The sequence below is a fragment of the Actinospineispora acaciae DSM 45401 genome, from assembly GCF_000620785.1.
Lineage (GTDB): Bacteria > Actinomycetota > Actinomycetes > Mycobacteriales > Pseudonocardiaceae > Pseudonocardia > Pseudonocardia acaciae.
Genome location: NZ_JIAI01000006.1, coordinates 111897 through 126427 on the forward strand (window position 1 = coordinate 111897; position 14531 = coordinate 126427).

A 14531-nucleotide genomic window follows, 5' to 3' on the forward strand; every position below is an offset into this window, starting at 1 on the left:
CCCCGAACTCGATGTCTCGTCGAACCCTTCTCGCCTCGGCAGGTGCCGCCGGTGCCGCCGCCGCCCTCGCCGCCTGTGCCCCGGCCGCCGCCCCGGCTCCCGCCGGTGGGCTCACGCTGCGCTGGTTCGGCAACAACGCATGGGAGCTGACCGCCGGCGAGGTCACCGTGCTTGTCGACCCGTGGCTGACCCGGTTCCGCACCGGCGCCTACACCCCCGCCGGGGCCGACCCAGCCACCCCCATCACCGTCGACACCGCGCTGCTGGACAGGTATGTCACCAAGGCCGACGCGATAGTCGTCACCCACGGGCACTACGACCACCTGCCCGACGTGCCGCACATCGCCGCCCGTACCGGAGCCACCGTGTTCGGCAACGAGACGCACTGCAACCTGCTGCGCGCCCTCGATGCGCCGGCCGAGCAGCTCAACCAGGTCCGAGGCGGCGAGCGGGTCGACTACGGCTCCTACCGCATCGACGTGGTGCCCTCGGTGCACTCGATGACCGGTCCCCGGGCGCGGGTGCCGTTCCCGGGCAGCCGGCCGGGTGCGGTGCCGCCCCGGCCGCGCACCATCGCCGACCTGGTCGAAGGCGGCACACTGGGCTACGAGATCACCCTGGGCGGGCGCAGCGTGCTCGCCCTGGGCGGGGCCAACTACCTGGAGCGCGAGCTGGCCGGCCGCCGCCCGGACGCCGTGCTGCTACCCGTCGGCGGCGGCTCGGTGCCCGACTACGTACCCCGGCTGCTCGACCTGCTCGGTCATCCCGCCACCGTGCTACCCACGCACTGGGACAACTTCGACGAACCGCTCGAACGCCCGGCCGTCGACACCGGCGGCCTGGACAAGCTCCGCGCCGCGGTCGCCAAGGCGAGCCCCGCCGCCCGGTTCGTCGCACTGGACCACTTGCAGCGCCACACCCTGTGACCGGGCGTTCAGAGGTAGCCGAGCTTCTTGCTGCAGGCCGGCCAGGCCTTCCAGCCCTGCGCCTGCCGGACCTTCTCCGCGACGGCGATCTGCTCGGCGCGGGAGGCCTGGTCGGCCGAGGTCGCGTACTGGTGGCCGCCGTACGCGCGCCAGGTCGAGTCGCTGAACTGCAGGCCGCCCCGGTAGGTGCCGGTCCGGGCCGACCAGTTCTGGGTGCTCTCGCACTGGGCCAGCTTGTCCCACTTCGTCTGGGTCGCGCCGGTGGTCGTCGACTCGGAGGTCGTCGACGTCCGGGGCGAATCACCGAGCGGGCCGATCGAGCGCGTCGACTTCGTCGGGCTCGTGGACTTCGTCGGGCTGGTGGACTTCGTGGGGCTCGTCGACTTGTCGGTACCGGTCGACTTCGCCGGGCTCGTGGAGGCCCGGCGGGTGCTGGAGCTGGGGGAGTCCGAGTCGCGCCAGTCGAAGCCCTTGAGCTCGGAGGCGTACTTGTCGGCGTCGGCGTCGGCGTCCGCGCTCCGGTACCGGGAGCCGGTGTCCTCCAGCTCGCTGTCGTCGGCCCAGCTGGACGAGTCCGAGTCGGGCGTGTCGGCCAGCGCGGAGCCGGTGACCGCGAGCGGCGCCACCGCCATCATCGTCAGGGTGCCGACACGAGCCAGGCGTAAGCCGGTTTGGGTGGGTTTCCGATGACGGCCGGACATCACACTCCAGGGACATGACAGGTACACGGGCGGCCCGACATGGGGGAGCGCGGGCCGACGGTGGGTAGCGTAGTCGATGCCGAGCGTGACGCAAACACTGTGTAGGCGTCCGGTCACGTTCCGGTTCGCTCCGCCGCTGGGTGGGACGCGTGTATCTGCGCCCCCACCCGGCCGCTCCTGATATTCGGGTCCAGCCATCCGAGGGGAGCACAGCTGTCATGACCAGTCGCCAGGATCTGAGGGTTCGCAGGTCGCTGACGGAGCTGCAGGACGAGTACGCCACCGGCAACAAGAAGCCGCTGGACGACCTGATGCGTGCCTGGAAGGGCATCAAGGAGCTGCCGCCCGACGACCCGAGGTCGTTCTTCTCGCTGGGCGGCCTGCACGGGGAGCCCTTCCGGGGCGCGGGCTGGGGCACCAGCGCGTACTGGGGCGGCTACTGCAACCACGGCAACATCCTGTTTCCCACCTGGCACCGGGTTTACCTGCTGAAGCTGGAGGACGCGCTGCGCAGCATCCCCGGCTGCGCGGACGTGACCCTGCCGTACTGGGACGAGACCAGCGACGAGTCGCTGCGCAACGGGGTCCCCTGGGCGCTGACCCAGGAGAGCGTCGAGCTGGACGGGGCGACGATCCCGAACCCGCTGCGCTCGTTCGTGTTCAACCACCCCATTCGTGACTTCGTCAACGGAGCCGACCCGAACTACAGCAAGCCCAAGGGGTACGAGACGGTCCGCTACCCGCTGTCAGGGCTGGTCGGAACGCCCCAGGACCGGGAGGCGACACAACGGCACAACGCACAGTTCCCCAACTACGACGACAACGTGAAGCTGCTCAACCAGAACGTCGTCGCCTGGCTGACGTCCACCGTCGTGATCAACGGGCAGACGGTCTCGACCAGCGTCAGGACCAAGTACCTGGACTGCCTGGAGGCACCCAACTACACGGTCTTCTCCAACACGACCTCCGCCGCGCAGTGGAACGCCGACCGGGCGGACGGGGTGCTGCCGGTGATGTCGCTGGAGTCGCCGCACAACTCCATCCATCTGGCCGTGGGCGGCTTCGACGCCGCCGGGTTCGACGCCAGCCCGATCCCCGGGGCCAACGGCGACATGGGCGAGAACGACACCGCCGGGCTGGACCCGATCTTCTACTTCCACCACTGCTTCGTGGACCGCGTGTTCTGGCTGTGGCAGCGCAGGCACGGCCAGACCGACAAGCTGGACGTCATCGGCGGGTATCCGGGGACGAACTCGGTCGACGGCCAGGGGCCGACCCCCGGCGTGGTGCCGAACTCGTGGCTGACGCTGGACTCGCCGCTCGACCCCTTCCGCAACAGCCTCGGCCAGCCGTACACCTCCAGCCACTGCATCGACATCGAGAAGCAGCTCGGCTACACCTACGGCCCCGGCTCACTGGAGGAACACGTCGAACGCGCCGCCGCGCGGCGGGTGGCGGAGGGGCAGAGCAACAAGACGATCGAGGTCACCGGCGTGAACCGGGCGACGATCCGGGGCTCGTTCATCATCTCCGCGTTCGTCACCGTCGACGGGGTCCGGCACTGCGTGGGCAGCGAGGCGGTGCTCAGCCGCTGGAGCGTCCAGGGCTGCGCCAACTGCCAGACCCACCTGGAGACGAAGGCCTTCATCGGCCTGAACCCGATCCGGGAGGCCTCCCTGGCCGACGCCGGCTACGAGGTCGAGGTGCGCACCAGGGACGGGATGTTCGGCCGGGAGCGGTTCGGGGTCCAGGGCGAGCCGCCGCTGCGCATCGAGGTGCGCTGACAACCCCGTGAGTGGTTAGCGTTGCTATGACAACGCTAACCACTCACGGGTGCGTCAGCGCAGCTGGTCGCGGTACCGGCGGCCCCAGGAGGCCATCTGCTCGATGATCGGGCGCAGGCGGATGCTGCTGGCCGGCTTCGCGGTGTTCGGCGCGGCGTCGGCCTTCGCGGGCCTGGCCGCCACGCCGGTCCAGCTGATCGTCGCGAGGGCGCTGCTCGGCGCCGGCGGAGCCATGATCATGTCGAGCACGCCGGCCATCGTCAGGGTGGTCTGGGCACCGCGCTGTGCCGCTGGCCGCGCTGGCCGCCGCCCGAAGAACTACGCCGGCTCGATCCCCAGCGCCGCCCGCAGCCCTTCCCTGCCGGCGCCCGTGACCCGAACCGCCCGCTGCCGGGGCAGCCTGGCCAGCCAGCCGTTGGCCAGCAGCGCGTCCAGCAGCGCGGCGCCGGGCGCGCCGGCGAGGTGCGGGCGTCCCACGCTCCAGTCCAGGCACGGCGGCAGCGGCTGGCCGGGTGCGAGCGCCTCGGCGGACACCCCGAGCTCGCCGAACACCGGCCGGGCCCGGGGTCCGGCGGTCCACAGCGCGTCGCCGAGGTGGGCGGCCGGCGTGGGCAGCGAGGTGACCGCGCGCCGGGCGATGAGGGCCTCGACGACGAGCACCGCCAGCCGCCCAGCCAGGTGGTCGTAGCAGACCCTGGCGAAGCGCAGCGCCCGTCCCCGGCCCTCCTGGCGCAGCGACCGGACCGGGTGCGCGGGCGCCAGCCTGGCCAGCGACTCCAGTGCGGCCACCACGTCCCGGCCGGCGATGCGGTAGTGCCGGTAGCGGCCCTCGCGGGCGACCTCGACCAGCCCGGAGTCCAACAGCTTGCGCAGGTGGGCGCTGGTGGCCGGGGCGGAGAGGCCGGCCTCGGCGGCCAGCGCGGACGCGGTGAACCGCTGGTTCGCGCTCAACGCCAGCAGGATGCGCGCCCTGGCCGGGTCGCCGATCAACGCCGCGACCGAGGCCACGTCGGTGTCACCACAGGTCACGCCCGATGGTATCCGCCGAGGGCTCGGTTCCACCGCGCTGGAAGCGATTCGACGGCAGCATCGGCCGGCGATGGGACTCGCCGGGGTGTGCGTCGGGTTCGCGCTGGTGATCATGGACGCGAACGTGCTGAACGTGGCCGTCGCGGCGATGCAGGCCCAGCTCGGCGCGAGCACCGGCGAGCTGCTCTGGACCGTCGACGCCTACACCCTCGCGTTCGCCGCACTGCTGCTGTCCACCGGGCTGCTCGGCGACAGGTGGGGCGCCCGGCGGGGCTTTCAGGCCGGGCTCGCGGTGTTCACGCTGGGCTCGGTCGGCTGCGGGCTCGCCCCGACGGTGGCCGCGCTGGTCGCCGCGCGGGTGGTGCAGGGCGCCGGGGCCGCGCTGCTCGCGCCCACCTCGCTGGCGCTGATCTACGTGAGGTACCCGCCCGGGCGGGCCAGGGTGAACGCGTTGGGTGCCTGGGCGTCGGTCTCCGGGGTGGCGTTCGCGGCCGGCCCGCTGGTCGGCGGCGCGCTGGTGCAGACGCTGGGGTGGCGGGCCATCTTCCTGCTCAACGTGCCGGTCGGGGTGGCCGCGGCGGTGCTGGTCGGCCGGTACGTCGCCCGCACGCCGGGCCGGCCGGTCCGGCTGAACTGGACCGGCCAGTGCCTGGCGGCGATCGCGCTGACCGCGGCCACCGCCGGGCTGATCGAGGCCGGTCGGCTGGGGTGGACGGCGCCGGCGGTGCTCGCCCTGTTCGCCTCGGCGGCGGCCGCGCTGGCCGCGTTCCTGCTCCGGGAACGGCGGCTGCCCACGCCGCTGGTCCCGGCCGAGGCGGTCACGTCGGCGCCGCTGCGCGCCGGGCTGCTCGCCGGGGCGGCGTTCAACTTCGCCATGTACGGCTCGCTGTTCGTCTACACGCTGTACCTGCAGCACCAGCGCGGCTACTCGGCGCTGCTGACCGGCCTGGCGTTCCTGCCGTTGACCCTGTTGCACACCCCGGTGGCGAGCTGGCTGGCCCGGCCGTGGACGGCGGCGGCCGGACCGAGGCGGCCGCTGCTGGCCGGGCTGCTGTGCACGGTGGCCGGGTCGGTCGGGTTCACCGTCGCGGCCTGGTTCCCGTACTGGGTGCTGGCGGCGGCGCTGGCGGTGTTCGGCGTGGGCTCCGGGCTGGTCACGACCTCGATGACGACGCTGGTGCTGGCGCACGTGCCGGGGGACAGCGTCGGGGTGTCGTGCGGGCTGCTCAACGCCGCCCGGCAGTTGGGCGGGGTGTTCGGCGTCGCGCTGCTCGGCTCGCTCACCGCCGGCCAGCCGACCGGGCGCATCCCGCTGGCCGAGCTGTGCGCGGTGCTCGCGTTGGTCGCGGCTGTGCTGGTCACGGCGACGAGCCCGACCCCGACGGGGGTCAGAGCATCCGGCGCCAGTCCTTCCAGATGAGGTTCCAGTCCGCGCGCCGGCCGCTGGCCTTCCACAGTGGCGGGCCGCCGGAGTTGGGCAGCGGGGTGACGGTGTCGAACCACGGGCGCAGCCGCTCCGGGTCGTCGCCCAGCCAGATCACCTCGTCCACGGCGGCCGGCGGCGTGCCGAAGAACCAGTAGCCCCGGTGCGGGCTGTAGGCGTGCAGCGGGGTGTAGGCGGCGACCGCGGACGCGAGCGGGTAGGTCTGGGCGATGACCGCGGTGTGCGGCCGCGCGCTCGGGGGGACCTGGGCGTAGGCGGCCTGCACCCCCGTGGTGACCGCCGGCGTCACCTCGGCGGTGTGGATCAGCCGGTCCAGCGGGTTCCAGCCGGCCGGGCCGAGCGGCAGCACCAGCACCGGGAACAGCGCGGACAGCGCGACCGCGCGGCCGGTCACCGCCCAGCCCCACCAGCGGGCCGGCCGCTGGACCCGCACGCCGACGGCCCCGGCGGCGACCAGCAGCCCGGTGTAGTCGGCCAGGTAGTACGAGCGGCCGCTGGCGATGAACAGGCCGATCACCGAGCCGGCGGTGGCGAACCCGAGGAACCGCCACGGCGCCAGGTCGGGCGCGCGCAGCAGCCGCCACAGCCCGTAGACCGCCAGCACCATCCCGGTGACCACCCCGAACCCGACCAGCCCGACCGGCAGCAGCGTGACCCGGGGCGACTCGGCGGCGACCACCTGCGACATCTGGGCGTACGGCCAGCCGTGGTCGGCCTGCCAGGCCAGCGTGGGCAGGGTGCACACCGCCGCGATGGCCAGGCCCACCCACAGCTCGGCGCGCCGGACCAGCCAGCGCGGGCCGACCACCAGCGCCGCCGCCAGCGCCGAGATCCACAGCAGCGGGATCAGGAACTTCACTTCCAGGTCCACGGCGGTGATCAGGCCGGCGGCCAGCAGCCCCCAGTGGCGCCGCCGGTCCGGCCGGCCGACCGCGCGCACCACCAGCCAGAACACGATCGTCCACAGGTGCGGGTCGAACGAGTAGGTCGCCGTCCACTGCGCGGCCACCACCAGCCACGGCGACACCGCGTACGCCGCCGCCGCGAGCGTCTGCGCCCACGCCCGCCCGCCGAACTCGCGGGCGATCGCCGCCGTCGCCACGATCCCGGCGACGAACAGCAGCACCGCCGGCAGCCGGAACAGCAGCGACGAACCGGGGGCGATCTGGTCGGCCAGGTGCGCCCAGAACGGCACCAGCGGCGGCTGGTCGGCGTAGCCCCAGGACAGGAACCGGCCGCTGGCCTGGAAGTAGAGCTCGTCGTATTGATAGGGGCGCACCGCGCCGGCCCAGGCGGTGACCAACCCGGTGACCGCCGCGATGGCCGCGACCGGCCGCCGGGCGAATGCGGCACGGCTCCGGCGGCCTCGTGGGGACGGAAAGATCTCCAGTCCGTCACGGAGATTCACCAGAACGGTCGATGCCGACATGACATCAGGTGTAGACCACCGGCCAGAACGTGCCTCAACCGGGTCCGGCACCACGTCCGAGAACCGTCAAAGGTTCCGTTGATACCACAGGTCAGGGCGGTTACGAGCCGGGCTGGCCGCGAACCCGGGAGCGGATGCCGGCGAAATGCTCGACGACGGCCGCCCGCAGCGCCGGCTCGTCGGCCGCCCGCAGCGCCTCCAGGATCCGCCGGTGCCAGCCGGCGGTCGCCTCCGGGGTGCCGTCGGCGCGGGGGAGCTGCTCGTCCAGGGTGTTGAACACCCGCCAGAACACCTGGAGCAGCTCCAGCACGAGCTGGTTGCCCAGCGGACGGTAGAGCGTCTCGTGGAACGCCCAGTCCCGCTCCGGCGCGTACCGGCCGTGGCCCGCCTCGCGCTCCATGGCGGACACGTGCTCCTCCAGCGCGCCGAGGTCGATCTGGTCGCGGGCCGCGAGCACCCGGTCCACCAGCCCGGACTCGAGCACCTCGCGGATCTCCAGCAGGTCGCGGATGTCGGCCCGGTCGCCGCGCACGGACAGCGCGCCCCGGAACGCCAGCCCGGCCTCCAGCCCGGACAGCGGCACCGACCCCACATAGGTGCCGTACCCGTGCCGGATGTCCACGATGCCCAGCGCCTGCAGCGCCTTCATCGCCTCCCGCAGCGGATGCCGGCTCACCCCCAGCTCCGCGCTGAGCTCGGACTCGGTCGGCAGCGGGGCGCCGGCGGCCAGCCCGCGCTCGACGATCAGGTGCTTGATCGCCTCCTGCAGCGCCCGCTGGTTGGCCCTGGCGCCCGTGGGCCTGCCTGCCGGGGAGGTCACGTCGGAGGAGTCTATGGGCGGCATGTCTGCTCCATGTCTGCTCCGGGTCGGCCACGTGTCGGGCGTTCTGCCGGACATAGGACATCCTATGCCTGGTGCGGGCGCGGCCCGGAGAATCCGTGCGCGAATCGGGAACGTCACTCACCGGTTCCGACGGTCGTCGTCGGTATCGTCGCCGAAGTGGAACTGGTGCGGGGGCTGTGTGGAAGGTGCGGCGCGAGCTGGGTGGGAGAGTGTCGCTGTCACTGCCAGCTGTGCTGTTCCACCTTCGATGACGTGGAGTTGTTCGACGCCCACCGTCCCGACGGCACCTGTCGCGACGGCCACGCGATGGGCCTGAACCAGACGCGCAACGGCATCTGGTTGCGCGCCGCGGATCAGCTCGGGGCGTGACCACCGGCCCGATCTGATGATATATCGAACACGATGGAGTTATACAAACTGACAACGTGGCGTGCATACGATGCCCACCACGATGCCTTCACGTTATTTCCCCCGATGCCTTGCGGCGCTCACGTTCGCCTCGGTGACCGTGCTGGTCGTTTACGCGATACCCATTGCTTCAGAGACACCGAGACGGGTGAACCCGGTAGCCAACGTGACCGATCTGGGACAGTTGGCCGCCTTCCTCGGGAATGGGCTCATTTCCTCCGACCAGGGTGATTTCGGGCTGGACAGGTCCGATTTCATCGCGGCCCCTGAAGTGCCGGGTGGCCTGGCGCTACGGGTCCACTACCCGGCCGGGACGGCGAGCCCGCACGCGGCCGGCGGTGATCCGGCCAGGGCCGGCGGCCTGCAGGCCTACCTGCGATTCCCCGGCCCCGCCGACACCGCCTACCTGCAATACCAGGTGCGCTTCCAGCCGGGGTTCGACTTCGTCAAGGGCGGAAAGCTGCCCGGGCTGTTCGGCGGGAGCGGCGGATCCGGCGGCGACCACCGCGACGACGGGTTCTCCACCCGCTACATGTGGCGCAAGGGTGGCGCCGGTGAGCTGTACGCCTACCTGCCCGGCGGAAGCGGTTTCGGCACCTCACTCGGGCGTGGCACCTGGACGTTCCCGGCCGGCCAGTGGACGACCATCCAACAAGGCGTCAAGCTCAACACGCCGGGGCAGCGCGACGGTGTCGTGACCGTATGGGTGAATGGTCAGCAGGTGTTCAGCCAGAACGATGTGCAGCTGCGCAATACCGACCAACTCCACATCGACGGGCTGTTCTTCTCCACCTTTTTCGGCGGCGGCGACCAGTCGTGGGCGAGCCCTTCCGACCAGTACGCCGACTTCGCCAACTTCGGCGTGTCCGACCGCTACATCCCGCCCCCCGACGCGGTGTCTCAGCCGGCTCAGTCGGCTCAGTCGAGGTAGCCGCGCAGCGCCTCGCAGCGCGACGGGTGGCGCAGCTTGGACATGGTCTTGGACTCGATCTGGCGGATGCGCTCGCGGGTCACGCCGTAGACCTGGCCGATCTCGTCGAGGGTGCGGGGCTTCCCGTCGGTGAGCCCGTAGCGCAGCCTGACCACGCCGGCCTCGCGTTCGGACAGGGTGGCCAGCACGGACCGGAGCTGGTCCTGCAGCAGGGTGAACGACACCGCGTCCACCGCGACGACCGCCTCGGAGTCCTCGATGAAGTCGCCGAGCTGGCCGCCCTCGCCCTCCTCGCCGATGCTCTGGTCCAGCGAGATCGGCTCGCGGCCGTGCTGGCGCAGCTCCATGACCCGCTGCGGGGTGATGTCCAGCTCCTTGGCGAGCTCGTCGGCGGTGGGCTCGCGGCCCAGGTCGCGCAGCATGTCCCGGTGGGCCCGGCCCAGCCGGTTGAGGATCTCGACCAGGTGCACCGGGATGCGGATGGTGCGGGCCTGGTCGGCCATGGCGCGGGTGATGGCCTGGCGGATCCACCAGGTGGCGTAGGTGGAGAACTTGTAGCCCTTGGTGTAGTCGAACTTCTCCACCGCGCGGATCAGGCCGAGGTTGCCTTCCTGGATCAGATCGAGGAAGGCCATTCCGCGCCCGGTGTAGCGCTTGGCCAGCGAGACCACCAGCCGCAGGTTGGCCTCGAGCAGGTGGTTCTTGGCCCGCTCCCCGTCGCGCACGATCCAGCCCAGGTCGCGGCGCAGCTGCCGGGCGGCCGCCGTCTGGCCCGTGACGTTCTCGACCGGCTCGCGCAGCCGCTCGGCGGCGTAGAGGCCGGCCTCGATCCGCTTGGCCAGCTCCACCTCCTGCTGGGCGTCGAGCAGCGCGACCCTCTTGAGCTGGTGCAGGTAGGTCCGAACCGGGTCGGGCGCGCCGATGCCGGAGTCAGGCAGCTCACGATCGGTAGGCGTCGGTTGCGCTCCCACGTAGATGCTCCCGCCGGCCGGGCCGGCCCAGGCCGGCCCGGCACGTCCCCACGGTACGCGTATCCGTCCAGCGCGGGAGGCCGATGAGCGCAGGGCGATCGTCCGCTTGTCGCGCACAGGCGTTCGGCCGTCTCACCGAGTGCAACCAGATCGGGGCGTGCGTCACTCGTCCGATACACTTAGGCCTCGGATCAGTAAAGGGCAGATCACAGAATGGGCACGGAGCCCCCAATCCGCCGGTCCCCGAGCCGGAGCCCGTTCCGCCGCGAGATCCGAAAGGGAGGACATGGCACGGCACCGCTCCCCACGCGGGCGTCAAAGCCAGGCGGGCCTGGCCGGCCTTGACGCCTCGATCCCCGAGCCGAGGGCGCCCGAGTCGGGCACACCGGTCGACAGCTCGCTTCCCCTGCCGCGCGCGGCCTGGTCGGAGGACGACGACCCGGTCGACGAGTCGCCGACCGTGAGCGTGCCCCGCGCGGCCCGCCGCCGGTCGGCCCGCGCCCGGAGGCTGCCGTCCCGCGCGCTGACGGTGACCCTGGTCGCCGGCGCGGTGGCCGGCGTGATCGTGGGCGGCACCACCCTGCTCGGCGGCCGCACGTCCACCCTGGCCAGCCCCGACCAGGGGGAGAACACCGCCCAGGGCGTGCCCGCCGCCCCGCAACCCGCCCCGCCGGCCGCCGCCCCCGTGCCGGACCAGCCCCCGGCCGCCGCCAAGGAACCCAAACGCCCGCCCGAGGCGCCGCCGAAGCCCCAGCCGAACGCCGGCGGCGGAGGAAACGGCGGGGGAAACAAGGCCGCCGTGCCCGCCCAGGGCTCGGAGAAGAACCTGAAGATCTGGCTGACCGGCTACTCCTTCCAGGACAACACCCCGCCGGGCTCGTCCACGGTGAGCATGCCGGTCGTGCACCGCAAGGCCGGCGGCACCGGCACCTACACCGACCCGATCACCGTCGCGGTCCCCGGCAGCGGCAGCGGCGCGGCCTGGAAGGGCGGCACCCGGTTCTACCTGCCGACCGTGCAGCGCTACGTCATCGTCGAGGACACCGGCGCGAGCGCGGCCCCGTCCGGCCAGGACGGCCACCTCGACATGTGGGTCGACGGCGAGGGCGGCAGCAAGTCCGCCAGCGACAGCTGCATGGACAAGATCACCGGCACCGGCGTCCCGGCGATCATGAACCCGGCCCCCGGCAAGCCCGTGATGGCCGGCCCCATCACCTCCGGCGGCACCTGCCGCATCCCCGGCGGCGCCGCCGCGTCCAGCTCGCGCTCGGACTCCGAAAAGTCCGAGGACGACTAGACCGCGAGTCGGGGATTTTGTCAGGGTGAGTCGCGGATTTCGTCAGGCCGCGAGCCATCGCGGCGTTCGCTCGCGGCGTCACGCTGGGTGACCCGACAACCGAGGGTTGTGGGCGGCGCGTGTCGGTTGTTTGTCGGCCCGGTGCGGTAGGAGTTCGATCGGGCCGAGGGGAGCGGCATGGCGGGCGGTGGGCTGGGGCGGGACTTCGGCTGGTTGTGGCGGGCGTACGCGGTCAGCTCGCTGGGCACCTGGCTGGCGTTCGACGCGTTCCCCCTGATCGCCATCCTGGCCCTGCGTGCCAGCCCGGCCCAGGTGTCCGCGATCGCGGCCGCCAGCGGGGCCGCCGGGGCGCTGCTGGCGCTGCCCCTCGGACCATGGGTCGAGTTCCAGCGCAAGCGGCCGCTGATGGTCCGCGCGGACCTGGCCAGGTTCCTGGTGCTGCTCACGGTGCCGGCCGCCTACCTGGCGGGCGTCCTGACCTATGCCCAACTGCTCGCGGTCGCGGTGGTCGTCACGCTGGCGGACATCGTGTTCACCGGGGCCAGCGGCGCGCACCTCAAGGCGCTGGTGCCCGCCCAACACCTGCTGGCCGCCAACGGCCGCTTCGAGAGCGTCACCTGGACCACGACGGCGATCGGCCCACCGCTGGGCGGCGCGATGATCGGCGTGCTGGGGCCGGTGGTCACCGTGCTGCTGGACGCCGTCAGCTACCTGCTCTCCGCGCTCGGGGTCCGCGCGATCGGCACGCCGGAGCCGGCGCCCCCGGCCAGGGCACCGGAGCGGTCGCGGCTCGCGGACCTCACCGAGGGCTGGCGGGCGATCGCCGCCGACCGGGTGCTGCGGCTGCTGTTCGTCAACAACCTGCTCGTGGGCGCCCTGATCATGGCGACGGCGCCGCTGCTGGCCTACCTGATGCTGCACGACCTGGGCTTCACGCCGCTGGAGTACGGGCTCGCGTTCGGCGTGCCCTGCCTGGGCGGGATCGCGGGCGCGCGCCTGGCCCGGCCGCTGGCCGAGCGGTTCGGGCAGCGGCGGATCCTGCTCGGATTCGGGGTCGCGCGGGCGCTGTGGATCGGCGGGCTGGCCCTGACCGGCCCGGGGCTGCCCGGACTGCTGCTGGTCATGGGCGTGGAGGCGGCGACGATCGTCTGCATGGGCGTGTTCGTCCCGGTGCTCGCAACGGCCCGGCTTCAGCGCACCGAGGACGGCAAGCTGGCCAGGGTGCTCACCGCGTGGCGGCTCGGCTCGCGCGCGGCCACGGCTGTGGCCACGGCGGGCTGGGGCATCCTGGCCAGCCTCACCGGCGCCCGGGCCGCCATCGCGGTGGCCGGGGCGCTGCTCGTCGCCACGGCGCTGGTGCTGCCGTGGCGCGAGCCGATGGACGGGATCAGCCGACGAGCTCCTTGATGCCCATGTGCGCGCTGGCGTCGACCAGCACGTTGCCGACCGCGTCGACGATCTCGTCCAGCACGGCGCGGTCGCTGATCAGCGGCGGGGCGAGCTGGAGCACGCTGTCGCCCCGGTCGTCGGCGCGGGCGATGACGCCCGCCTCGCGCAGCCGGTCGGGCAGGAACCCGCGCAGCAGCTTGTCCCGCTCGGCCTGGTCGAACGGCGTGTTCGCCTCATCGCGCACCATCTCGATGGCCCAGAAGAACCCGGCGCCGCGCACGTCCCCGACGATCGGCACCTTCAGCAGCTCGCGCAGCCGCTCGGCGAAGTGCGCCTCCAACCCGCGCACGTTCTCCAGCACGTGGTCGCGCTCGAAGATGTCGATGTTGCGCAGCGCGATCGCGGCGCTGACCGGGTGGCCGCCGAACGTGATGCCGTGCCGGAACGCCGCCTTCCTCTCCAGCAGCGGCGCCACCACCCGCTCGCCCGCGATCACCGCACCCATCGGGGCGTACGCCGAGGTGATGCCCTTGGCCACGCTGATCAGGTCCGGCGCGACGCCTTCGCGGGAGATGCCGAACCACTCGCCGAGCCGGCCGAACCCGGTGATCACCTCGTCGGCCATCAGTAGCGCGCCGTAGCGGTCGGCCAGCTCGCGCAGCCCGCGCCAGTACCCGGGCGGCGCGACCAGGCAGCCGCCGGCGTTCTGCACCGGCTCCGCGATGATCAGCGCCACCTCGTCGGGGCCGGCGGCCAGGATGGCCTCCTCCACCTCACGCAGCAGCCGGTCGCGGAACGCCTCCGGGTCGTCGCCGTCCGGGGCGCGGAACGCGTTGGTCGCGGACACGTGCGTGACGTCGATCGGGGCCCGCCCGAACGGCTCCTTGAACCGCTCCACGCCGGTGAACGACAGCGCGCCCAGCGTGACGCCGTGATACGCGATGTCGCGCGCGATCGCCTTGGTGCGCCGGGGCTGTCCGGTGGCCAAGTGGTACTCGCGGGCCAGCTTCCAGGCCGCCTCCACCGACTCCGAGCCACCGTTGGTGAAGAACGCCCTGGTCATGCCCTCGGGCGCCAGCGAGGTGACCCGCTCGGCCAGCTCGATCGCGCGCGGGTGCGCGGTGCCCCAGTTGGTGTTGAACGCCAGCGTGGTGAGCTGGGCGGACGCGGCGGCGGCCATCTCCTCGCCGTAGGAGTAGCCCAGCTGCGCGCAGAACAGGCTGGACAGCGCGTCGACGTAGCGCCGGCCCTTGGTGTCGTAGACGTACGGGCCCTCGCCGCGCTCCAGCACCAGCAGGTCGTTCACCTGCTGCGGCGAGAAGTGCAACATCAGGTGCTCGGCGGCCGACCCCTGCAGCGCGTCGTGAGTGGAACTCAT

12 protein-coding genes and 2 pseudogenes are annotated in these 14531 nt (G+C 72.5%); 7 read left to right on the forward strand and 7 right to left on the reverse strand.

Features of this window, described 5'->3' with window-relative positions; translation table 11 throughout:
* Positions 1–11 precede the first annotated feature (11 nt).
* Positions 12–926: an MBL fold metallo-hydrolase gene (locus N912_RS0126100; protein ID WP_028924713.1), complete on the forward strand. Its 915-nt coding sequence runs from the start codon at positions 12–14 to the stop codon at positions 924–926.
* A 17-nt stretch (positions 927–943) separates the two neighbouring features.
* Here N912_RS0126100 and N912_RS67095 read toward each other — a convergent pair.
* Positions 944–1243 (reverse strand): annotated as a pseudogene (locus N912_RS67095) (transglycosylase family protein); the annotation flags it as partial.
* A gap of 602 nt (positions 1244–1845) precedes the next feature.
* Here N912_RS67095 and N912_RS54685 point away from each other — a divergent pair.
* Positions 1846–3411 carry a tyrosinase family protein gene (locus N912_RS54685; RefSeq protein ID WP_037066654.1) on the forward strand — a complete coding sequence of 522 codons (1566 nt, stop codon included), beginning with the start codon at positions 1846–1848 and terminating at the stop codon, positions 3409–3411.
* 54 nt (positions 3412–3465) lie between these two features.
* Here the strand turns inward: N912_RS54685 and N912_RS54690 are convergent, their stop codons facing one another.
* A complete protein-coding gene (locus tag N912_RS54690) occupies positions 3466–3669 on the reverse strand; it encodes a hypothetical protein (RefSeq protein WP_037066656.1) in 204 nt (67 codons plus the stop codon).
* 60 nt (positions 3670–3729) lie between these two features.
* A complete protein-coding gene (locus N912_RS0126120) occupies positions 3730–4440 on the reverse strand; it encodes an ArsR/SmtB family transcription factor (RefSeq protein WP_028924714.1) in 711 nt (236 codons plus the stop codon).
* A gap of 70 nt (positions 4441–4510) precedes the next feature.
* On the opposite strand from N912_RS0126120, the gene N912_RS0126125 reads away from it, so the two are divergent.
* Entirely contained in the window at positions 4511–5860 is a 1350-nt protein-coding gene (locus N912_RS0126125) for an MFS transporter (protein WP_028924715.1), read from the forward strand.
* Here N912_RS0126125 and N912_RS54695 read toward each other — a convergent pair.
* Positions 5829–7313: an ArnT family glycosyltransferase gene (locus N912_RS54695; RefSeq protein WP_084211228.1), complete on the reverse strand. Its 1485-nt coding sequence runs from the start codon at positions 7311–7313 to the stop codon at positions 5829–5831. The two genes, N912_RS0126125 and N912_RS54695, sit on opposite strands and share 32 nt — an antisense overlap.
* 100 nt (positions 7314–7413) lie before the next feature.
* Positions 7414–8133, reverse strand: coding sequence for a FadR/GntR family transcriptional regulator (locus N912_RS0126135; protein ID WP_028924716.1), 720 nt, complete (start codon positions 8131–8133; stop codon positions 7414–7416).
* Between the two features lie 33 nt (positions 8134–8166).
* On the opposite strand from N912_RS0126135, the gene N912_RS67100 reads away from it, so the two are divergent.
* The gene (locus N912_RS67100; RefSeq protein WP_425415319.1) at positions 8167–8526 is read left to right on the forward strand and encodes an FDXHR family putative zinc-binding protein; all 360 of its coding nucleotides are present in this window, start codon (positions 8167–8169) and stop codon (positions 8524–8526) included.
* 133 nt (positions 8527–8659) lie between these two features.
* Positions 8660–9496: a polysaccharide lyase gene (locus N912_RS54700; protein WP_211261400.1), complete on the forward strand. Its 837-nt coding sequence runs from the start codon at positions 8660–8662 to the stop codon at positions 9494–9496.
* Here the strand turns inward: N912_RS54700 and N912_RS54705 are convergent.
* Positions 9484–10407: pseudogene (locus tag N912_RS54705) on the reverse strand (RNA polymerase sigma factor); the annotation flags it as partial. The gene N912_RS54700 and the pseudogene N912_RS54705 sit on opposite strands and share 13 nt — an antisense overlap.
* A gap of 346 nt (positions 10408–10753) precedes the next feature.
* Between N912_RS54705 and N912_RS65275 the strand changes: the two are divergent.
* Together N912_RS65275 and N912_RS0126165 are read left to right on the forward strand one after the other, a co-directional pair.
* Positions 10754–11764, forward strand: coding sequence for a hypothetical protein (locus tag N912_RS65275; RefSeq protein WP_211261401.1), 1011 nt, complete (start codon positions 10754–10756; stop codon positions 11762–11764).
* 177 nt (positions 11765–11941) lie between these two features.
* Positions 11942–13171 (forward strand): MFS transporter, encoded by a 1230-nt coding sequence (locus tag N912_RS0126165; RefSeq protein ID WP_028924719.1) that lies wholly within the window; start codon positions 11942–11944, stop codon positions 13169–13171.
* Here N912_RS0126165 and N912_RS0126170 read toward each other — a convergent pair.
* Positions 13152–14531: an aspartate aminotransferase family protein gene (locus tag N912_RS0126170; RefSeq protein WP_028924720.1), complete on the reverse strand. Its 1380-nt coding sequence runs from the start codon at positions 14529–14531 to the stop codon at positions 13152–13154. The genes N912_RS0126165 and N912_RS0126170 overlap by 20 nt on opposite strands.